Below are 22,619 nucleotides of genomic sequence, written 5' to 3' on the forward strand. Positions count from 1 at the left end.
GTAATTTCCCAGGTTTCAGAGGAGCGTTATCTGATTCTCGCCGCGTACAGCTATATCCGTTTTAGCACTATGAATTCGCGAGGGAGAATTACATGAAGACTTCCGGCGTGATGACCACTGAAGAGGCTGTTTCAGAGATTCGGTCTGATCCGCAACTAGCGGACTTAGTTGAGCAGTGCTACTGGGATAAAGACGTTTTTTCGGCTGCGAAACGGTTTCATAGATCGGCTGAGTGGCGTGCCGTTCTTCGCCTTCTCGAATACCGCCTCAACGGCGGAACCGTCCTTGACCTCGGAGCTGGAACCGGAATTGCCAGCTATGCCTTTGCTGAGTCAGGTGTGCGTTGCGTTTATGCTCTCGAACCTGACCCGAGTTCTGAAATCGGGAATGGCGCAATTGCTAAACTGCGACATCCCGTTATCAAAATTCTCTCTGCATTCGGAGAGTGCATTCCCCTACCTTCCAGATCGGTTGATGTCGCCTACTGCCGTCAGGTCTTGCATCATGCGGCTTCTCTACCAGCGATGGTGGAGGAAGTCCGGCGGGTCCTTAAGCCGAACGGACTGTTTGTCGCCACCCGTGAGCATGTCGTCTGGAGCAAACGGGAGAGGCGGCGTTTTCTAGCAGATCATCCCATCCATCAAAAGGCAGGCGGGGAAAACGCCTTCACGCTGCGTGAATATCGCTCAGCCTTCGAAAACGCTGGATTCTCCTTCCGGGTGCTGCGTCCGTGTGATTCCATCATCAATGCTTTTGGATATTTCCCGGTTTCTGATGAGGATACGCTACGGTCATTTCCAGAGCGGCGACTGCGCGAGAGGTTTGGTTTTTCCTTTCCCGTCTTCGAAGTTGCTTTTCGCTGGCGCATGAACCGACTGTCGCCAGGAATGATGTACACATTCATTGGTTCCTGTTAGTTCGCAACGCCACAATCTTCCTCTGCGCTGACAAGTCGGTGCACTAAGTTTCGTGGGCCTGCGGCCAGGCTCATGCGTCACCATAGAGGAACACGTGACATAGAGAAATACTTGGCATAGTGGCAATGATGCACGACATCATCAAGCTAGTTCGCAGAATAGCTCAGTATTGAGGTATCGCTGGTTGCAAACACCGCCGCGATGGCAACGCATATTTCAGTTTGTAAGTGCTGCTTGTGTTGTAAGGTTCCTGTTTGGTTTGCAAAGACACCGAAGTTGATATTGTCGTCTTGTTTGTACACTGATCTGCAGTGATTTAGGAGCGCTGAGTGAAAAAAACTGTATGTGTTTGCGGATTAGGATTTGTGGGTCTCACTCTTTCAGTCACTTTGGCGAAGATGGGATTCGACGTCGTAGGAGTAGAGAAGAATGCGGATACTGCTCGGAGCTTGCAAAATGGCCAGCCCCACTTTCACGAGCAAGGACTTGAGGTGGCACTCCGGACTTATCTAGCGCGAGGTTTGAGTATTCACACCCACATCCCTCGTCGTGCAATTGATATATTCGTCATAGCGGTCTCTACACCGCTCAACGAGGATCTTCAGCCCACGCTTACTTACCTGATCGAAGCTGTCCAGAGCATTCTTCCTCATCTCAAAGCCGGAGCTCTAGTCATCCTGAGGAGCACTGTTCCGGTGGGAACGACGCGAAGTATCGTGCTACCCCTCCTAGCTTCGACTGGAATCGATGTTCGAGTTGCCTTTTGCCCAGAGCGGACCATCGAAGGGAAGGCGCTCGAAGAGCTAGCTCGTTTACCACAGATCATCGGCGGTTTAGATACAGACAGTGTCCGTGACGCTAGTGAGCTGTTCCGAAAAGTGACTCCAGTTGTGATTGAAGTGTCCTCTCTGGAGACTGCTGAGATGATAAAGCTGATCGACAACTCGTTTCGCGATTACATGTTCGCTTTCAGCAATGACTTGGCGATGGCCTGTTCTGCCTTGGGCGTGGATGCAAGCGAAGCTATACGCGCTGCCAATACCGGCTATTCCAGAAACAACATACCGGTTCCCGGACCGGTTGGAGGGATCTGCCTGACGAAGGACCCTCGGATATTGGGATGGAGCGCTGGCCAAGCCGGCTACCAGCTGAGAATAAGCTCCCGCCCGATTCACGAAGCATATCTAAACTTCATCGTAGATAGATGTGAAGACGCAGTGAATCAAATCGGGAAACAGCTAGCAGACTGCAAAGTTTGTATTTCCGGTCTGGCATTCAAGGGAAACCCACCAACCGACGACTTGCGAAACTCGCCTTCACTCGATGTTTTGCAGAAATTACGAGCAAGAATGCTCCCTTCCGCGCGCATGTATGGTCACGACTTCGTCGTTACGGATCAGTCAATTCGCTCCCTGGGCCTCATTCCCGCTCAACTGGAAGAACTGGATGGGATCGACCTTCTGGTGATAGCGACCAATCATGCGCAGTATTCCCGATCAGACATGATCAAGGTTGTGCAGGGCCTCAACCGACCAGCCGTGATATGCGACATGTGGAGAGTGTGGGATATGAATTTGATCGCATCGCTAGACGGCATTATGTATCTCTCCGACTCGGTTGAGGTTGCTCCCACCTCAGCTATGGCCCGCATGTCTGGAGTTTCAGCATGAAGGGAAAAGCCGTCCTGGTCACGGGCGGTACCGGATTCCTCGGGTCTGCATTGGTGAAGGCGCTGGTTCAGGAGGGGTACCGGGTCACCGTCTTAGATGACAATTCTCGCGGAGATCCTAAGCGGATTGCAGGCTTACCGCACGTCGACGTGGTCGTGGGCGACGTTCGGGACAAGTTGACGGTTGAGCTTTTGGTATCGAGATCAGAATGTGTGTTTCATCTGGCTTCAGTCAATGGCACTAGATTGTTCTATGAGACTCCAAGCCATGTTCTTGAGGTCGGCTTGATAGGCACAATGAACGTGCTATCAGCTGCCGCAAAGCACAAGGTAGCTGAAGTGCTGTTTACTTCGAGCTCTGAGGTCTACGGTGAACCGTCCTTGATCCCCACACCCGAGGCAGAGAGTGCCAAGATAGCAGATGTTAGTAATGCACGATTCAGCTATGCCGGCATGAAGCTTGCTGGCGAGATTGCAGTTGTGCAGTTCGCAAGGGAACATGGCTTTCGTGGGCTTGTAATACGTCCTCATAATGTTTACGGTCCCGACATGGGATATGACCATGTTGTTCCAGACCTGATTCGAAAGCTCTGGATTTCGAGTCGAGAAGGCCGTAGCCGAAGGGCCGAGTTGGTGATCGAAGGCACAGGAGAGGAAACACGCGATTTCTGTTACATAGACGATTTCATTTCAGGGATGATGCTCTGTTGGCAGAGCGGACGAGAGTCGTCACTTTTCCATGTAGGTACTCAGAGAGAAACATCGATTCGGAGTCTGGTTTCAGAGCTTTCAGCGATTTCAAACATTGAGATTACGGTTATTCCAACCAAACGAAGGCCCGGTAGCCCAGTGCGTCGATCCGCGGATATTAGTGCCTTGGCCAGTCTGGGGTACAAGCCTAAAATCTCGCTTCGAGAGGGTCTTACTAGAACCTGGGAAGATTACGTACGCCGTTTTCAATCTGAATCTCTCGTAGGAGAGTGCGTGTCGTAAACATGGCCTCTGAAAAGTTAAAAGTCGGAATTGATGCTCGTCTCGACAACCCGCGTCAGGGCATTGGGACCGCGATCATAGGACTGGCTAAAGGTTTCGGATCGCTACCTGCTTCAGAAGACGAGTACTGGTTCATAATGCATTCAGATAACACGGAGTGGTTGCGGCCGTACATGGGGCAGAACTGTAGAATCTTTGAAGTTCCACGAGCGCCAGGTACCCGTCCTTTCGGCAAGAGAACTCTGCGACAAAGGCTTTGGAAGAGGATCACAAGTCTAACTACTAGATCCGCATCTGGTTTTGAAGTGGCTCCCTCTTCGGTAGAAGAATTCGGCTTCGACGTTATCCATTTCACTACTCAGTTAGGGTTTGTAACAACGGTACCAACAATTTATCAACCATGGGATCTCCAGCACTTGCATCTGCCAAAGCTATTTTCTCGCCGTGAGTGGGAGCGTCGCGAACGCGAGTACAGGTTCTTTTGCGAGCAGGCATGCCTCGTGTGCGTGCAGACCGAATGGGGTAAGCGTGACTTGTGTGACCAATATGGCCTTCCCGAATCTAAAGTCGTTGTGGTGCCAGGGGCATCTGTTCTACAAGCCTATACCCCACCTACTCAGAGTGAAATCGACGCGACACTGCGCAAGCACGGGATACCCTCTGAGTTCTTTTTCTATCCAGCAGTAACGTGGCCTCATAAGAATCACTCTGTCTTGCTACGTGCCTTAGCGAAGCTTAAGGAGGAGCATGATTATCGCGCTCACCTTGTGCTTACGGGAGATCTAACGACCTTCTCGAAAGTCTTGCGCCGGGAAGCTCGACAATATGGAATTTCCGATCAAGTCAGCTTTCTTGGCTTCGTGTCTGCCGCCGAAATTCAGTGTTTTTATCGTCGCGCTCGCGCCTTGGTGTTCCCGAGTAAATTCGAAGGATGGGGCTTTCCAATATTTGAGGCTTTCCAAAGTGGCTTGCCTGTGATCTGCTCGAACGCGTCGGTTCTGCCCGAAGTCACCGCAGGAGCCGCATCGTTGTTGCCATCGGAAGATGCTGCCGGTTTTGCGCACGCAATGATTCGAGTGCACACTGATGTAGTCATGCGTGCCGAGCTTGTACGAAAAGGATTTGATCGTGTCCAGTCTCTGTCTTGGGAACGAACTGCCGACATTATGCAGAAACACTATGCGAGCTTGGCGCACGGCCATTCTGGGATGGGCGATACTGTGCCGCTTCACGATGTCTTACCTGAACGGGTGGTCTCCGCCATTTGAGCTGTTGTTGAACAACGCGAATCGTCGACTACCATGAATTCACAAAGCTCTACACCGACCGCAGATAAAGTCAGACCCACAATCCCGCTGATTTCAATCATCATAGTGGTGCGGAACGGCAAGTCGACACTAGCAAGAGCAATCGAGAGTATCTCGCGTCAGAGCTTTAAGAACTTCGAACTCATCATCGTGGATGGTGTTTCGACTGACGGTACGCTAGACGTAATCGGCGCGAACAATCAGGTAGTTCATAACTGGATTAGTGAGCCCGACCGAGGAATCTACGATGCCATGAACAAAGGGGTAGGACTTGCCCGAGGTGAATGGGTCTATTTTCTCGGGTGTGACGACGTTCTGCTCGAATGCCTCGGGCAAGTCGCTGTTCGCCTAGTGGACAAGCGCGCAATATATTACGGCAACGTAGTGAAGACTGGCAGCGAAACAGTTTACGATGGCAAATTCAGCTCGTGGAAACTACTGCGAAGAAACATTTGCCATCAGGCCATGTTTTATCCACGAAGTGTCTTTGATAGACACCAATTCAGTCTTTCTTATCCTCGGCTTGCGGACTGGGAATTCAATTTGCGGTGCTACGCCGACGACAAGCTTCGCTTCGAATACATCCCCGTTGACATTGCCCGCTACAACGACGTTACTGGTGTTAGCGCTACGGCTAAAGATCAACAGTTCATTCGGGATCAAGCTCGAATAATCCGCGAGTGCCTTCCGCTCGGATGCTATGCCTGGTATTGCGCCAAACAGTCAGCGCACAAATTCAACCGACTGCTTTTCAGATGACATACCTAGAGTTTCTACAAGAATTATCGCAACACCCGGTTGTTTATCTAGTCTTGTTGGTCGTAACCGTCTGGGCATACTTATTCTTGCTGCGAAAACGCATCTACTCAATATCTGATCCACTGTTTTTTGCGGCGCTCTACTCGGCTCTTGCCGCGACGGCAGTTTGGTATATGTGTTGGCGCAACCTGATCGAGACCACATATGTTCTCCAATTTGCTGCTACAGAAGTAGCGTTTATCTTCGGTATTCTAGTGTTTCCGTGCTTTAACGGCCAAGGCTCCGCATCCACGTCAGTCTATCGTAACAATAAGCCTTTCTTTTCGCTTCTTTACATCGTGTCGAGCGGAATGTTCGTGATTGCGCAGATCGCGGTTTACAGCATCAGAGGAATACCGATTTTTTACGCGAGCCGCCTTCAATATTACGCCGAAGGTGGCGGACTGGGCATCTTTGATCGCATTCTTAGTGTTAGCTCTTTTTTCTGCTGGTATCTCATCATCTATCGCTTTGCTTATCGCATAAAGATAAAATTCTGGCCTAGGTTACTTGACCATGCAGTACTTTGGGCGCTAGTTTTTTCTGCTGTGCTCTCAGGTAGCAAATCAACATTTCTAACCGTTGTTTTTGTGATCTTTTACTTTCGGTTATTGCATCGGCAAGATCCCGATTGTGCAATTGAGTTTCGGGATGAGCTTGCGAAGTGGCAGAAACGAATCATTATCGCAGCTTGCTTTGCTTTCGTCAGTGTGATGGCCTTCGAAGTCCATTCGAGTTCTTACACCTTACTCGTTATTGAAACGTCGCAGAGATTGAGTGCCTTCGGTGATACCTTTTTCATGGCTTTCCCCACACATCTAGTTGAGAGTCTCTCAGGAAAGCATCCTCTGTTGGCCATCTTTGGCGGCGTGCTAGTGATGTTTAGGCTCGTATCGCCGGCGGATCTGCCCGAAAACGTAGGTTTTCAATTGTACCGAGGAGTGTATGGATTCGACGCGTTTGTTGGACCAAATCCACGTCACAATTTAATGGGTTTAGTTTATTTCGGAATCGTTGGCAGTATCTTTTATTCCCTGACTTTAGGCCTACTGGTTGGCTTTCTACGGAATGTCGTAATACGCTGGATGAAACCGGGAAATACGATCGAACCCCTTTTTGCATTCCTTGCTGTCTCTTGCGTTTCGGTTAGTACTGATATAGCAATTTTTATGAAGGACGTGAGCAGTGCGCTCATGGTAGTCCCAGTCATGTATCTTCTTGCGTTTATTCTTGACTTGGCCCTGGCACAACCAGTGGCGCTTAGACCGAACGCCGCCACGTTTCTGCCCTAGTGCCGCTAAGTCGCTAATGGATGAGCAAGTAGTTGCCTGATTCAGTAAATCCACCTGTTCTATGAAACCTTCTGCCGTCACTTCGGAAAAACGTATAACCGAGCGGTCGGAAGCACTCATTGAAAAAGTCTTGAGGGTGATAATTGAAGCGCTGCGCGAAATCGACCACGCTCTCAACAAGGACCGCTGGTGTAGATTCTCTCAATATCCGTTTGGCTCCACGAAAGACGAACAGTTCTGCGCCTTCAACATCGCACTTGATGAAGCTAGCTCGTCCAGCGACTACTTCGTCTAACGGAACTACCTCGCATGAGAACTGATGTCCTGCAGATCCTTGGTGTGCCCAACCCCACTGTGGAACACTCTTGTCGATCGGCACGCCGAAAGAGAGTTTACCGCGGGATTCTCCGCACGCTACGTTATGTGTAGTCACATTGGTTAGTCTGAGCGACTCAACTGTGTGCCGTAGCACGAAATAATTGGGAGGGATAGGTTCGAAGCAGTGTACGCGTCCGGAAGCCCCAACCATCTTAGAAAGATGAAATGCATAGAGTCCGTGATTCGCTCCTACATCAATCACAGTTTCGCCGTCTCTCACAATTTCTCTCACGCGCTCGATCTCTGGCTCCCACCGCTTGCCATTCGCGATATCACGAGACGCGACGTAGGCGTTGATGTGAACGTACCAAGATTGTGGCAGGACGGACAAGGCGCGTTTTATCACAGCTCTGGAATTCATAATTGCCTAGAAATATTAGCACTGCAGGAAAAGCTGAGTGCTTGAATCGAAAAGTTGTGACTCGTTCCTCCATAACGAGTCAGAAGGAGATTGTCGTGTCTTTGCCGATCGTCTACGCAATACTTATTAATTGGAACGGTGAGAAAGATACAATTGCGTGTCTGGAGTCGCTACTGACAGTAAATTACGCTAGTCTCCATGTGTTGATTTCCGATAATGGATCACGACCAGAATCAATCGCAGCTATTCGTGAGTGGATAGCCGAAAATCTTGCTGTGGGAAGATTATGGAAAGGGATCGGATCGTGCGAAATTCTAGAGAACGGGCGAAATTTAGGCTTCACAGGCGGAAATACCATCGGTATTCACTATGCCCTGAAGCAAAATGCCGATTATGTGTTGTTTCTGAATAACGACACAATTGTGACACCCAATTTCCTTAAACCTATGGTCGATGTTGCGGAATGCGACAAAAACGTTGGGATTGTTGGGTGCAAGATTTTCTATGCTGATTCGGACCCTGGTGGCAGACACAGAATATGGTCGCTCGGTGGCTACTCATTTCGGCACGGTATGCCGATAAATATCGGCGCTGGAGAACTGGATCGTCCAGAGTGGAAAGGCGTCAGAGAGCAGACATTAATCAACGGGTGCTGTATGTTAATCAAACGTGCTGTCGTGGAGACGGTCGGAGTTCAGGATGATCGGCTGTTCTTTGGCATAGATGACGTTGAATATTCGTTTCGAGCAGCCCAGAAAGGCTGGAAGAATGTCATCGCATGCAATGCAGAAATCTATCACGCAGCATCGCGATCAGTTGTACCTCGCTCCGGGCTTCAAGTCTATTACCTTTTTAGAAACATACTCTTCTTCCGTTGCAATTCATTTCCGGTATGGCGCAATTTAGATTTTGTTTTCTTCTTTCTCGTGAGGTATGTGTTTGTCGCTTCGCTATATCGCTTGTTGACGGGACGTAACAAAGTGAACCATGGTGTGATGTTGGCGATTTGGGATTTTGTGCGAGGTCAGATGGGAGAATGCCGTCACGCCTCGAGCCTGGTTGCGACATAGTTCCGGTTCGTGAACATCTTATACGATCATCAGGTTTTTTCATTGCAGGACGCTGGTGGCGCGTCTCGGTACTACTTTGAATTGCTCAAGTGTTTTGCGAATATCCCTAATATTGAAGTGCAAACGCTAATAGGCTTTAACTCCTCTGTCATGCCTCTCGCGTCGGTGACAAGCTCAAGTATCCGAGTTAGGTCAATCAGGAGTAGCATTCCTCCTGGGGTGCTGCGCTATGCCGCCAACGAGGCTCTTTCGATAGCCTGCAAAACATTTTCAGGGCGATTTGATATCTACCATTCGACACTCTATCGATTTATACCGACAGTGACTGCGCGTCGCAGGTTTGCTACTCATCATGATTGTGTACATGAACGTTTTCCTCAGCTCTTTAGAGATGTAAAAAGGATCCTTCGGGCGAAGAGGAAGCTGTTTGAAAAGGCGGATGGAATAATTTGTGTCTCCGAATCTAGTCGCCGCGATCTCGAGGAGTTTTATGGAATCGCGCGCGACCGCACTCGAGTGATACACCACGGCTTTAGTCCCTTGCCATGTTGTGCGTCTGCTGAAGAGCAATTACGCACAGCTACCCGCCGGGAGTATATCTTGTTTGTTGGTTCCAGGGCGGCTTACAAGAATTTCCCAACATTGCTAAGGGCGTTTCGTGCCACTGAGGTATTCAAATCCTATGATCTTGTCACGGTTGGCGGTGGACCGTTCACGGAGGCGGAGCAGACGCTTTTTCGAGAACTAGAAGTCGAAGAAGCTGTCGTTGGCATACCAAAAGCCTCCGATGCTTTGTTGTCGGCGGCATATGGCGGCGCGACACTCTTTGTCTATCCGTCGCTGTATGAAGGTTTCGGATTTCCTCCGCTCGAAGCCATGAGTAGAGATTGCCCGGTACTTGTAACAAGGAGTTCCTCGCTACCCGAGATCTGTATGGATGCCGCTCTTTATTTCGAGCAGGGATGCGAGGAGTCGCTTTCTAGAGAGTTGTTGCGGTCTCTGTCTGATACTGAAGCGCGGGAAGCGGCCATCAACCGAGGGAAAGAGATCGTCAAGCTGTACAGCTGGAGACGATGCGCGGAGCAAACTCTAGATTATTACCGGGAGTGTCTCCGGAATTAGTGTACATACGGTAGGAATAATTCCAAATGAGAATCATAAATCAAGTTCTTATCACCGGCGGTTGTGGCTTTATCGGACTTCATTTAGCTGAGCGACTTTCGCAGGACGAATACCGAGTTCGCCTGATGGACAATCTTAGTTCCCAAATCCATGGAGCCGTACCTTATCTCGCAGGTGCTTCAATCCTCCAGGCTCCGAACGTGGAATTGCTGCGTAGTGATGTGCGAGTTCGACGCGACTGGGAGGAGGCTCTTAAGGGAGTCGAGTGCGTCATTCATTTCGCAGCGGAAACTGGTACTGCGCAGTCCATGTATGAGATTGAACGCTATACGAATACAAACGTACTCGGTACCGCATTGTTGATGGACATTCTCGCGAACTCAAAGCACGGCGTGAAGAAAGTTATCCTGGCCTCTTCTCGATCCGTGTATGGCGAAGGAGCCTACGAGTGTGACGGTTGTCGAACTGTTTATCCGGACTCACGATCCGAGGAACAGCTGTCCAGCAAGCATTGGGATCTGTTGTGCCCGACATGCTGCGGTCCAATCCAGCCTAGGGCGACTTCCGAAGATGCCAGGACGCGCCCGGCTTCAATCTATGCGGCGACCAAACTCGCGCAGGAGGATATCGTGCGAATCGCCGGGATTGCGCTTGGCATCGGGACGGTTGTCTTCCGCTTCCAGAACGTTTACGGGGAAGGGCAATCGCTTAGGAATCCATACACCGGGATTCTGTCGATCTTTTCTAACCGCATCCGGCAAAACTTACCGATCTACCTCTTCGAAGACGGAGAAGAGTCACGTGACTTCGTCCATGTTTCCGATGTTGCAAAGGCTGTCGCATTGGCGATCGAATCTGATCGCGCGGCGGGGATGACGCTCAACGTGGGTAGCGGGCGACCCACGTCGGTGCGGAAGATCGCGGAAACTCTGAAGAAATCTTTTGCCGACAGATCTGAACCAATTGTTTCAGCGCAATACCGCCTCGGGGACATAAGACACTGCTATGCGGATCTCTCAAACATTGCTTCTATTGGCTTCGCACCGGAAATAGAGCTTGAAGACGGACTGGACAGATTCGTCGACTGGGTTAAGACCCAGCCGGTCGAAGTCGACGGACTAGAGCGGGCTAACAATGAATTGGCAGAACGAGGACTGATGGCCAAAGCCGCCGTATGCTGAAGGAATTTCTATACGCGGACCTGGAGCGGCAGTTCGACCTGGAAGGTCATCCGGGGAAAAAGGCAAGTGTGGGTAGAGTGCTTAAGAGGCTCCTACACCCCAGATTTCTTCCGTTGGTGCTCTGCCGCTGCGCGCGCGCGGCGTTCTTGCGCCGGGTTCCTGCATTACCGGGTATCTTCACGTACTTGAACATTGTTCTATTCGGGTTGGAAGTTTCGCCTCGTTGCCAAATTGGTCCGGGGCTTTTCCTTCCTCATACGAACGGCACTGTGTTGGGCGCCTATCGTATAGGTGCGAACGCGACCATATACCAAGGAGTTACCCTTGGCGCCAAAACGCTCGATATGGGTTTTAGTCACGAACTGCGACCCAGCATTGGCGATTGCGTCCTGATCGGCGCGGGAGCAAAAGTGCTGGGCGGCATTTACATCGGCGACCATGTAACCGTTGGAGCTAATTGCGTAGTTCTCGCGGATGTCGCCCCATTTCAGACCGTAGTTGGAATCCCTGCGCATGCCATTGGAACTGAGGCCTTGACGAATTGACTATGCAACCCACTCTTGATTTAACAATCATCATCCCTAACTACAACACAAACAGTTTACTGAAACAGTGTCTTGCGTCCATTTACGAGCACACGACTGGCATAAAGTTTGAAGTAATTTGTCTGGACGAAAACTCTCCAGATGGCAGCGCCGAGATGGTTTTGAAGGAATTTCCTCAAGTCATCCTCGTTTGCAACGAGAGACCGAAATACTATGCTGCTAACAACAATCTTGGCTTGCAAATGTCGCGAGCGAGATATGCATGTCTTTTGAATAGTGATACCAAGATAACGGCAGATGCATTCACTGCTCTCGTGACGTTCATGGACGAGCACCCCGAAGCCGCTTCGTGCGGCCCTAAGCTTCTGAATCTCGACGGATCCGTCCAGCATTGCATACGCCACTTCGCGGGCCTTTCGACAATGATCCTTCACGGCCTGAACTGGCACAGACTGTTTCCCGACGGGCGCTTCGCAGACAACTACTATGCATTGCGCTTCGACTACTCGAGAGCGCAGGTTGTGGATAACATTGGTACCACCGCGTACGTGATCCGCCGCTCAACCTGGGAGTCTGCGGGCATGCTGGATGAACGGTTCCCTCATTTTCAAGTCGACATTGCCTACAATCTCATGTTGAAGAGGAAGGGATTTCACGTGTACTACACACCCTGCGCTGAAGTGATCCATTACGGTGGACAAAGCATTAATCAGCAAGCAAAAAGTAAAATACGTGAATTGCACGAGGCATTGGCGAAATTCAATGATATCTATGACTATTTTGGCGTCAGCCGGATTTCAAAACTCCTAGTGAGGATTGCTATTCGATGCCGATACATCATCAAGCTGGCGGAATACTACGTTAGTTCGGACAAGAGGGTCATTAAGAGCCCCGGAGCCCCTCGGTTGCAGCTAGGAACGGAAGCCCACTCCCGATTTGTTCCACACAGGGATTCCACGGTTACGACGAGAACGCAAAGCACTTAATCAGTTCATCGCGTGGCATGTGGATATTTTTTTCACCATCTGTTTGTAATGTGTTAGTACTTTCACGCGCCCTCCTGAGCCACTGAGGGCGGCTGTGGTCCCCTTGTTCAGTTCGGATTACCGCGCACCGAAATAGGACACCACAATGGGTCTCGTCTATCTCCTGATTTTTCTTGCATGTCTCATCGCTAGCCTTCTCCTCACCCGTTTCGTACGGAACATGGCCGTGACCAACGGCTGGGTAGCGGAGGCAAATTCCAGACGGCACATTCACCGGCTGGCTATTCCTCGCCTCGGGGGCATTGGCATTTATCTTGCCTTTGTCGTCGGGCTTGCTGCCGTTGCTTCGGTGAGCAGTTTTCTCCAGGCCGAAGCCAATTCGGGTTGGCATCTCTACGGACTGCTTTGGCCCGCGACCCTTATTTTCCTGTTGGGTCTTTGGGATGACGTTTGGCCAGTGAATGCGCGGGTCAAGTTCACCGTTCAGGCGATCGCTGCGGTTCTGCTCTATGCGGAAGGCTTCCGGATTCGGTACTTCTATTTGTTAGCGGGCGATAACCCGCTGTACCCGGTTGTATCGTTGGGACTGACCATTTTGTGGGTCCTCTGGATCACCAACGCCTTCAACTTGATCGACGGAATGGACGGTTTGTCGGCGGGCTCGGCGCTGTTTTCGACTGCGGTTGTGTTTATCGTTTCCATTGCTTTGGGCAATGGGTTCGAGGCGCTGATCACTGCCGCGTTGGCCGGGGCGATACTCGGATTCCTGCGATACAACTTCAACCCCGCCAGTATTTTCCTGGGCGACTGTGGAAGCTTGTTCATTGGGTTCACTCTTAGTGCGGTGGCTCTGGCCGGATCACAGAAGGCCCCTACGTTGATTGCGGTCGCGATCCCTGTACTTGCCTTCGGTCTTCCTATTTTGGATGTCGTTCTGGCTGTGGCGCGACGATTCCTTCGCGGAAAGCCCCTTTTTGAGCCGGATGCAGATCACATCCATCACAAGCTGTTGAAGCGCGGGCTTTCGCATCGGCACGCAGTACTCGTTCTCTATGGAGTGAGCGCAGTCTTTGCCATGCTGAGCCTATTGCTGCTTTCACCATTTGGATACAAATGGGGAGTTGTCCTCGTTGTCGTAGCTGGTGGGGCCTTCCTGGGATTACATGAGTTGCGGTATCACGAGGTCTCGGAATTGCGCCGCGTCTGTCTTCGCTTCGCGCGACAGCGGCAAATCATCGCGAATAATCTCCGTATCATTCACGCTGTCGAATCACTTGAGCACTGCAAGTCGATGGCGGAGATCTGTATGACACTCACGGAGGCGCTGGAACCGGCCGGCTACAGCGGAATTGCCTTCAAGTCTGGCGAACTCAGCCAATATCCGTCATCGTTGATGACTCCCATGGTTGAAACTACCGATGGCGAATTTGTCTACTCATGGATCGACGGCGACCCTGGAAAGTATCCGTGGCGGCTTAGTTTGGAACTGGTGAACACCAGAGGCGAAGATTACGGCAATTTCTCCATCGTGCGATGCTCGTACGATGATCCGATCCTGATAGATGGGCACGTTTTTGCCGCGTCCTATAGATTCACTATGGCTATCGCCGATGCTGTAGAGCGGTCCATCAGCGAGATGTCTCGTTTGGTGAAAAAGCATGGCCAGCGCTTGAGTACTTCACCAGCAGATGCCGAGGTACTCGGCGTGGAGCCGGATGTGATACGGCCCATACCTCATAAGAGCGCAGGCATCGATGACGATTCGCAACAGTCGAGAGCGGCTAGTAACGGTTCGTAGAAATAAGCTATCAGCTGTCAGCGATCGGCTTTCAGCCAAAACAAAGAACAGAAGCTGCGCTTGAGTAAGCGCAGCTTTTTTATTTTGGGGTCACGACAAACGCAAGGTCCTTCGCGCCAAAATGCGCCGCTCAGGAGGACAGTCCTAAGTGGCGCCAACTTTTAATACGGCTCCAGCAAACCCGAACGGCGTTTCTGGATTCACAACTCTGGTCTGAGTTCCTGCTCAGTTCCGAAGGGTGGAATTCGTGTTTTTCCCCAGGTTTCGTGCCCTGTCCCTGGCCGGGATCCTGCTGTGTGCTCGAGTTGCTGCCTCCCAGGTTGCCGTCACCACCTTTCATAACGACGCGGCGCGTACCGGCGCGAACGTTCACGAGGGAGTTCTCACGCCGGCCAACGTTAACTCCGGCAGCTTCGGGCTTCTCTTCTCGCAAGCTATTACTACGTCCGCGGTGATCGGGAGCGGCGGAGTTTACGCCCAACCTTTATATGTCCCGAACGTAAGCGTCGGCGGGGCTCTGCACAATGTTGTCTACGTGGCGACTGAGCAGAACATGATCCTCGCCTTTGACGCTGACCAGAATCAGTCGGCCCTCTGGACCCAGCAGTATGGAGCGCCCATCCAGCCGCGACCGGGGATTCAGGACTACCTGGGCGATTCGATCGGCATTCAATCCACCCCTGCAATCGACGTAAGCACCGGGACGATGTACTTCGTCTCCGCAACCCAGGTCAACGGCGATGACGCTCACTTTCTCCACGCCGTGGATATCACAAATGGCGCCGAGAAATTTGGCGGACCGGTTCAGATTCAGGGCTCAGTGTCCGGAAGCGGGGACGGCAGCAGCACCGTCACCTTCAACGCCAACGTGCAGAATCAGCGTCCGGGGCTGCTGCTGGTGAATGGAACCGTCTATATCGCCTGGGGTTCATACGACGACGACACCAGCCTCGGAAACTATCACGGCTGGGTCATGGCGTACGCCGCTCGGACCCTTGCCCAGAAGGCTGTCTTCAACACCACTCCAAACGGCAGCCTGGGCAGCACCTGGGCTCTAGGCGCGCTGGCCGCCGATGCCGGCGGGAATATCTATGTCGGTTCCGCCAATGGTTCTACGGATTCCACGCAAAACAACTTCGCCGACAGCTACTTAAAGCTGAGCGGTTCAAATCTCTCTCTCTCGGATTACTTCACACCTTCTGACTGGGCAACCCTCAACGACAGCGATTATGACCTGAATGGCGGAGGCGCAGTAGTTCTGCCCGACCAGGCGGGCGCGCATCCGCATTTACTGGTTTGGGGCAGCAAGGGAGGCAAGATTTATCTGGTCGATCGCGACAACATGGGCCAGCTCGCTTCCAACGACAGTGGAATTGTGCAGTCGATTCAGGCGTGGAGCACCGATCCCTCTGCCCCCAATACCTGCCAGGGGCCCGAAGGAGATATGGATAACCAGTGCGTCCGTACCCTGCCTGCGTACTGGAATGGGAAGGTTTACTTCATCCCCCAGAATCAGGGCATTCAGGCGTTCAGCCTGAGCAACGGCCTGCTTTCAACTTCGCCGGTCTCGCAGGATACGAGCACGCCATACGGCCTTCGCGGAGCTGCGCCGGCTATCTCGTCGGCGGATGATTTCTCGAATGGAATCGCGTGGGCGCTGAAGACCGATCAGGACAGCACTGGCATGCCTCTGGCCCTGTACGCATACGACGCCAACAATCTCTCCAACATCCTGTACAACAGCAACCAGAATCCGGGCCGTGACCAGATGTTTCCCGGGTCGCTGTTTGCGGTTCCGACGATTGCAAACGGGAAGGTATACGTGGCCGGCAAAACCAAATTGTACGTTTTCGGCTTGCTTGCCGCTTTGAGCGGTCAGGCCCCTGCAGCGGCGGTCTCAGTGAATCCGGGTTCTGGCAACACGGTGACGGTTTCAACGGCGGCGTCCTCGGGCGGCAGCGGAAACATCGTCTCTTCGTGGATCGACTTTGGCGACGGCACCTCGGTCAACAAGACGACGGCCACTCACACCTACGCGAGTCCGGGGACATACAACGTCATCGCGACGGTCTACGACAATGTCGGCAGATTGTCGCGCGCGACGATGGCTGCGACAGTGAGCAGCGCAACGCCCACAGTCAATGGTGTGACTCCATCTTCCGGTGCCGGCACGAGCCAGACTTTTAGCTTCCAGTACTCGGATGGGAACGGCTATGGGGACATTCTGTCCGTGATGACGATAACCAGCGCGAATCTGGCTTGGCCGAACGGTTGTGGGACCATTTATGTGCCGCAGAACAATGCACTGTATCTGATGAACGATACGGGAACGGCGTGGTTGGGACCAGTGGCATTGGGGAGCGCGAACACACTGCAGAACAGTCAGTGCGGTATCGATGCGAGCCGGTCATCGGTTAACGGCGCGGGCAACTTGCTAACGGTGAATCTGGCCACGAGCTTCCAAGCGTCCTATATGGGGACAAAGAACATATGGGGTTGGGTGCAGAACCAGGCGGGAGCGAACTCTACGTGGATTCAACTCGGTACCTGGACACCGACCACCACGCCGGCGGCGGTGTCGGTAACGCCGAACGCGGGAAGCGGAAGCAGCCGCACGTTCAGCTTCCAGTACTCGGATGGGAACGGCTATGGGGACATTCTGTCGGTAATGACGATAACCAGCGCGAATCTGGGTTGGCCGAACGGCTGTGGGACCATATATGTGCCGCAGAACAATGCGCTGTATCTGATGAACGATGCGGGAACGGCATGGTTGGGACCAGTGGCATTGGGGAGCGCGAACACACTGCAGAACAGCCAGTGCAGCATTGATGCAAGCCGATCTTCGGTCAACGGTTCTGGCAATACGCTCACCGTGAATCTAGCCACGACTTTTCAGTCGTCCTTTAGCGGGACAAAGAAGGTGTGGGCCTGGGTGCAGAACCAAGCCGGAGCAAACTCGGGTTGGACACAATTGGGTACTTGGACAGTTTCGATGGCTAGCGCACAGTCCATTTCCCACATCATCTTCATGCTCCAGGAGAACCGCACCTTCGACAACTACTTCGGGATGCTGAATCCGTATCGGCAGGCAAATGGGTTCAGCGTTGGGGACGACGGGAAGACGTACAACGTCGATGGCATTGACGACAAGCTCTCGACGATCTCCAACACGAACGATGAAAACGTTACGTTCGGCCTCTTCAAATTGCAGACGACGTGCACGGACGGCATGTCGTCTGCGTGGCTGGAGAGTTATGGAGATGTGAACCGCTTCAACTTCGCGACCGATCGTTCGATCCTGATGGATGGCTTTGTACACACCGCCGAGGGTTATGCGAAGTCGTTTGGCCTCGGGGACACCGCGGGCAAGCGCGCGATGGGGTACTACGATGACACATTCCTGAATTACTACTACTACATGGCGTCGCAGTTCGCGATTTCGGACCGCTGGTTCTCGCCGGTGTCCAGCAAGACAATCTCGAACCGGCTCGCGACCATGACTGGGGGCACGACGCAGGGACTTGTGTACGATCCGGGAGAGAATGATGGGCTGCCGCAGCGCAACTGGAAGACGATCTTCGAGGAGCTCGATGGCGCGGGGGTCTCCTGGAAGATTTATTACAGCAATTTCGACACCGGAGACCCGTTCCCGGCGACGAGCTTCGGCAACTTCACCTACTCGAACAACTACATGCACGGCATGCCCTGCGATTCGCGGACGTCGCCAGTTAACGGTATTTGCATTGATACCAGCCACATTGCGCCGCTGAGCCAGTACTTCACCGACGTCCAGAATGGGACGCTGCCGAAGTTTTCGTATATCGAGCGGGGATCTGAGGATGGCACCGATGAGCATCCCAGCGCTGACATCATTCTGGGACAACAGCAGGTGGCGAAGATCGTGAACGCGTTGATGAATAGCCAGTCGTGGAAAGACTCGGTGTTCTTCCTGAGCTATGACGAGGGTGGAGGGCCTTATGACCATGTCCCTCCCGTTCCGGGACATTCAAATGACAATACGGCGGCTGCGTTAGCGGCGATTACGCCGGATATCAGCAGCATTGCAGTGAATCCGGATTCGTTTGGGCCGTGCCAGTCGCCATATGTCAACGGAGTCGCGCAGCCCACGGATCACTGCGATCTGCGGACGTATCCAACCTCTCCACCCTTTTCCGATCCAGGATGGAACCCGACCGACGCGCCTGCGCAGCAGGGCTTTGCGGCGCAGTTGGGCTTTCGCGTCCCGAACATTGTGATCTCGCCGTTTACGCGCCGGCACTACGTGTCGCACATTCCGATGGACCACACGGCGATTATCAAATTTGTGGAGAGCCGGTTTATTGGTCCGAATGCGAATCTGACGGCGCGGGACGCTGCGCAGCCGAATCTGCTGGACTTCTTCGACTTCAATGCGGCGCCCTGGGCGACTCCGCCATCTCCGCCGGCGGCTTCGTCGAACAGTTCGTGTGTGCCGTCGAATCTCAGCGCTGCCTCTGCTTGGCTGACGACGCGGCAGTTGTCCGATGGAGCGATCGAGTCCGCGCCAGACAAAATCACGCCCTACTTTGCCAATACCGCAGCGACGGGCTGGCTACAGGATTCGGCCAGATATGCAAAGGTAGGAAGTTACATCCAGTGGTATTTCGACCACGTAAACAGAACCACCGACGTGTGGGGAACTACGGGCACGATCTACGACTACTCTGTTTCCAATGGAGCTACGAGTGGCTGCATCAATGGTCAATGCAGTGCCGACTCCACGGACAGTTACGCGAGCACCCTGCTGTCTTTGGCCTGGACTAGTTGGGGTACCGGAGATCCAGGGTTGCGCAATCTGATTAGTGCAAATCGTCCAACACTCGATCTGATCGCGAGTGTGTTGATCAACCCAAAAGATCTGGACTTGTCCGATGGACTCACGTGGTCGTACGCCGGTTACCCATTCAAGTTCCTGGTGGATAACTGCCAAGGGTACCGGGGACTGAGCGATTACGCCAATTTGGTCCAGCAGGCCTTCAATGATTCCACTGCGGCCGCGAGTTGGAGCAATCACGCGACGAGCATGAGAAACGGCATCCTCGCCTTTTGGAACTCGGCGACGAAAACGTGGGCGATCGATAAGGGCAGCAATGGAACCGTTGACCAAGCGGTGATGACGCGATGGTATCCGGACGGTGTGGCGCAGATATTTCCCGTCGTATTCGGCGTCGTCGCCCCGACCGATACCAGGGCGGTGAACGCGTACGCGTCTTTGAATACCAACTTTCCCAGCTGGGACACTTTTCAATTTAACGATCCCTTTCCCTGGGCGATTGTGGGCTATGCCGCAGCTGTCATGGGTGACTCGGCGCGCGCGAACCGTTATCGACAGTCGGTGGAGGCCAAGTACGTCAACGTAACTCCCCAGTTTCCCTGGCCTTGGTACGACGAAGAGAACGGCTGGTTCATGCGCATGATGGCCCTGCAAGAACGTACTGCAATGCAGCTGTAAGTCGGATTGAGCATTGGTTAGGGCGAAAAATCCCACCGAATAAGTTGTTAGTCACCGACGTAACCCCCTCAAAACAGCGGCCTTACGGGTATAATCCTGTATTCTTCATTTGCGCTCGTGCTCGCTTCGAGCGCCTTCGCGTCAGGAGTCTTCTTGCGTAATTGCATTTTGGTTACAGGCGGCGCCGGGTTTATTGGCAGTAATTTTGTGCTGCAGGCGGTGAGAGAATCAGCCGGCCACGTCGTTAATCTCGATAAACTCACCTACGCTGGGAATCTACAGAACCTCGAATCTCTGCAAGCGTCTTCTCTACACACGTTCGTTTGTGGCGACATCTGCGATCGTGACATCGTACCTAGCCTTCTTCGCGAGCATCGGCCGTCTGCGATTGTGCACTTTGCCGCCGAAAGCCACGTGGATCGATCGATTCTCGGTCCTGAGGAATTCATTCGAACCAACGTGAACGGCACATTCACGCTCCTCGACTGCGCGAAGAATTACTGGCGAGAGCTTCGCCCGGAGGACAAGGAGAGTTTCCGTTTTCTACATGTATCAACCGACGAGGTGTATGGCTCGTTAGGGGCTTCTAATCCGGAGTTCACCGAACAGACTCCATTTGCTCCAAACAGTCCTTATGCCGCGTCGAAGGCTGCTTCCGATCATCTGGTTCGTGCCTATCATCACACGTACGGGTTACCAACTCTGACCAGCAACTGCTCGAACAACTACGGTCCGTTTCAATTTCCCGAGAAACTGATTCCACTAACAATTCTGAACGCCATGAATGGAAAGGCCATTCCCGTCTACGGAGACGGGAACAACGTGCGCGACTGGTTGTATGTTGAAGACCATTGTTCGGCGATTGCAACGATTCTGCGTTCTGGACGTGCTGGCGAAACCTACAATGTGGGCGGCTCGAGTGAGAAGACCAACATTGACGTTGTCACCACCATATGTGAAACACTGGATGAACTCCTGCCCGATTCCCGATTCCGACCGCACGCATCACTGATTAAATACGTGACGGATCGCCCCGGCCACGATCGCAGATACGCGATCGACGCTACAAAATTGCGAACTGAACTTGGATGGAAGCCCCAGCAAACATTTCGTACCGGCATCAGAAAAACCGTCGAGTGGTATCTGAGCCACAAACCGTGGTTGGAGTCAGTTGTGAGCGGTGCCTACAAAGACTGGGTCGCCGTCCAGTATGCTCGTGGCTAGGTCGATCCCAATAGAAGTGGAATACAAGTGAAGAAAAGAAAAGGAATCATACTAGCGGGCGGCTCGGGAACGCGCCTCTATCCCGTAACCCATGTTGTCTCAAAGCAGCTGCTGCCGATCTACGATAAGCCGATGGTCTATTACCCGCTCTGCACCCTGATGCTTGCGGGCATAAAGGACATTCTCGTTATTTCCACACCCACCGACACGCCGCGGTTTCGTGATTTGCTCGGAGATGGAAGCCAATGGGGCGTGAATCTTTCCTACGAGGTCCAACCCCACCCGGGTGGACTAGCTCAGGCTTTTCTAATCGGACGGACGTTTATTGGGCACGATCGCAGTGCTCTTGTCCTGGGTGACAACATTTTCTATGGCCACGACCTGCCCGTGATGCTGCGTAATGCTGCAGCACGCGAATCAGGAGCTACAGTGTTCGCGTATCAAGTGCATGACCCGCAACGATATGGTGTGATTGAACTGGATCAAAATGGGAACGCAGTTAGTCTTGAGGAGAAGCCGCAGTACCCAAAATCCCGATTCGCGGTTACCGGCTTATATTTTTATGATGCGCAAGTGGTCGATATCGCCGCGAGCCTAAAACCCTCAGCTCGCGGGGAACTCGAGATTACCGACGTAAACCGCGCTTACATGAGCCGTCAACAATTGAAAGCGGAAGTGATGGGCCGCGGAATCGCTTGGCTTGACACCGGAACGCACGATTCGCTCGTCGAAGCAGCGCTTTTCATTCAGACAATCGAAAAACGCCAAGGGCTGAAGGTAGCCTGTCCGGAAGAAATCGCATTCCGTTGCGGTTTTATTGATGAGGTTCACCTTGAGCGATCGGCGATGTCCATTCAGAACAAAGACTACCGCGCATATCTGCTTCAGGTCTTGAGCGAACCAGAGGCTAAGCTAACGTTTGCAGTCTCTGCGCAGAAATGAAGGTAACTGCAACAGAGCATCCCGATGTACTGATCGTCGAGCCAAGAGTTTTCAAAGACGCTCGTGGGGCCTTCTTCGAGGCCTACAACCAGGCGACATTCAGCAAACTTGGCATTTCGAACGGATTTGTTCAGGACAATCAGTCCACTTCAAAAAAGGACGTGCTTCGCGGGCTTCACTACCAGATTCACCAGCCGCAAGGAAAGTTGATTCGCGTGTTAGGCGGCGAGATATTCGATGTCGCAGTCGATTGTCGAAGAAAGTCGGCAAGGTTCCGTCAGGCAGTTTACGTGAGGCTATCTGCTGAGAATCGCAGGATGCTTTGGATTCCCGAGGGATTCGCTCACGGCTTCTTAGTTCTTTCAGATCAGGCCGAGGTGTTGTACAAGACGACAGATTTTTACGCCCCAGAGCACGAGCGGACGTTGCTGTGGAATGATCCTGTCCTTTCTATACCGTGGCCGACGGCACGACCAATTTTGTCTGTGAAGGACCAACAGGGACTCCCGCTCTCAAAGGCTGAACTGTTCGAATAGAGAATC

The 22,619-nt window shown here is 52.6% G+C and carries 17 protein-coding genes; 16 read left to right on the forward strand and 1 reads right to left on the reverse strand.

Annotated features, from left to right (window positions below):
- Window positions 1-92 precede the first annotated feature (92 nt).
- From VNX88_20265 to VNX88_20290, 6 genes are all read left to right on the forward strand, one after another.
- Window positions 93-917 (forward strand): class I SAM-dependent methyltransferase, encoded by an 825-nt coding sequence (locus VNX88_20265; protein HWY71012.1) that lies wholly within the window; start codon window positions 93-95, stop codon window positions 915-917.
- A 329-nt stretch (window positions 918-1,246) separates the two neighbouring features.
- On the forward strand, window positions 1,247-2,587 hold the full coding sequence (locus VNX88_20270; GenBank protein HWY71013.1) for a nucleotide sugar dehydrogenase: 1,341 nt from the start codon (window positions 1,247-1,249) through the stop codon (window positions 2,585-2,587).
- Window positions 2,584-3,579 (forward strand): NAD-dependent epimerase/dehydratase family protein, encoded by a 996-nt coding sequence (locus tag VNX88_20275; GenBank protein HWY71014.1) that lies wholly within the window; start codon window positions 2,584-2,586, stop codon window positions 3,577-3,579. Before VNX88_20270 ends, VNX88_20275 begins: the two co-directional genes overlap by 4 nt.
- Window positions 3,580-3,884: 305 nt before the next feature.
- On the forward strand, window positions 3,885-4,847 hold the full coding sequence (locus tag VNX88_20280; GenBank protein HWY71015.1) for a glycosyltransferase family 1 protein: 963 nt from the start codon (window positions 3,885-3,887) through the stop codon (window positions 4,845-4,847).
- A gap of 33 nt (window positions 4,848-4,880) precedes the next feature.
- Window positions 4,881-5,645, forward strand: coding sequence for a glycosyltransferase family 2 protein (locus tag VNX88_20285; GenBank protein ID HWY71016.1), 765 nt, complete (start codon window positions 4,881-4,883; stop codon window positions 5,643-5,645).
- Window positions 5,597-6,976, forward strand: a complete 1,380-nt coding sequence (locus VNX88_20290) for a hypothetical protein (protein ID HWY71017.1) — start codon at window positions 5,597-5,599, stop codon at window positions 6,974-6,976. Before VNX88_20285 ends, VNX88_20290 begins: the two co-directional genes overlap by 49 nt.
- 13 nt (window positions 6,977-6,989) lie before the next feature.
- On the opposite strand, the gene VNX88_20295 is transcribed toward VNX88_20290, so the two are convergent.
- The gene (locus VNX88_20295; protein HWY71018.1) at window positions 6,990-7,715 is read right to left on the reverse strand and encodes an FkbM family methyltransferase; all 726 of its coding nucleotides are present in this window, start codon (window positions 7,713-7,715) and stop codon (window positions 6,990-6,992) included.
- Between the two features lie 95 nt (window positions 7,716-7,810).
- Between VNX88_20295 and VNX88_20300 the strand changes: the two genes are divergently transcribed.
- The 10 genes from VNX88_20300 (at window position 7,811) to rfbC (ending at window position 22,613) form a co-directional block, all read left to right on the forward strand.
- Window positions 7,811-8,785 (forward strand): glycosyltransferase family 2 protein, encoded by a 975-nt coding sequence (locus tag VNX88_20300; protein HWY71019.1) that lies wholly within the window; start codon window positions 7,811-7,813, stop codon window positions 8,783-8,785.
- 9 nt (window positions 8,786-8,794) lie between these two features.
- On the forward strand, window positions 8,795-9,907 hold the full coding sequence (locus VNX88_20305; protein HWY71020.1) for a glycosyltransferase family 1 protein: 1,113 nt from the start codon (window positions 8,795-8,797) through the stop codon (window positions 9,905-9,907).
- A gap of 26 nt (window positions 9,908-9,933) precedes the next feature.
- Complete coding sequence (locus tag VNX88_20310) at window positions 9,934-11,088, forward strand: NAD-dependent epimerase/dehydratase family protein (protein ID HWY71021.1); 1,155 nt, start codon at window positions 9,934-9,936, stop codon at window positions 11,086-11,088.
- Window positions 11,082-11,633 (forward strand): DapH/DapD/GlmU-related protein, encoded by a 552-nt coding sequence (locus tag VNX88_20315; protein ID HWY71022.1) that lies wholly within the window; start codon window positions 11,082-11,084, stop codon window positions 11,631-11,633. The genes VNX88_20310 and VNX88_20315 overlap by 7 nt, the downstream gene beginning before the upstream one ends.
- Window positions 11,634-11,635: 2 nt before the next feature.
- On the forward strand, window positions 11,636-12,619 hold the full coding sequence (locus tag VNX88_20320) for a glycosyltransferase family 2 protein (GenBank protein ID HWY71023.1): 984 nt from the start codon (window positions 11,636-11,638) through the stop codon (window positions 12,617-12,619).
- Window positions 12,620-12,764: 145 nt separating this feature from the next.
- Window positions 12,765-14,417, forward strand: coding sequence for an MraY family glycosyltransferase (locus VNX88_20325; protein ID HWY71024.1), 1,653 nt, complete (start codon window positions 12,765-12,767; stop codon window positions 14,415-14,417).
- Window positions 14,418-14,664: 247 nt separating this feature from the next.
- Window positions 14,665-19,911 (forward strand): alkaline phosphatase family protein, encoded by a 5,247-nt coding sequence (locus tag VNX88_20330; protein HWY71025.1) that lies wholly within the window; start codon window positions 14,665-14,667, stop codon window positions 19,909-19,911.
- A gap of 153 nt (window positions 19,912-20,064) precedes the next feature.
- Window positions 20,065-21,135: a dTDP-glucose 4,6-dehydratase gene (gene rfbB, locus VNX88_20335; GenBank protein HWY71026.1), complete on the forward strand. Its 1,071-nt coding sequence runs from the start codon at window positions 20,065-20,067 to the stop codon at window positions 21,133-21,135.
- 27 nt (window positions 21,136-21,162) lie between these two features.
- Window positions 21,163-22,077 carry a glucose-1-phosphate thymidylyltransferase RfbA gene (gene rfbA, locus VNX88_20340; protein ID HWY71027.1) on the forward strand — a complete coding sequence of 305 codons (915 nt, stop codon included), beginning with the start codon at window positions 21,163-21,165 and terminating at the stop codon, window positions 22,075-22,077.
- Window positions 22,074-22,613 (forward strand): dTDP-4-dehydrorhamnose 3,5-epimerase, encoded by a 540-nt coding sequence (gene rfbC, locus VNX88_20345; protein ID HWY71028.1) that lies wholly within the window; start codon window positions 22,074-22,076, stop codon window positions 22,611-22,613. The genes rfbA and rfbC overlap by 4 nt, the downstream gene beginning before the upstream one ends.
- Window positions 22,614-22,619 lie beyond the last annotated feature (6 nt).

Source organism: Terriglobales bacterium, assembly GCA_035567895.1.
Classification (GTDB): domain Bacteria; phylum Acidobacteriota; class Terriglobia; order Terriglobales; family Acidobacteriaceae; genus Gp1-AA112.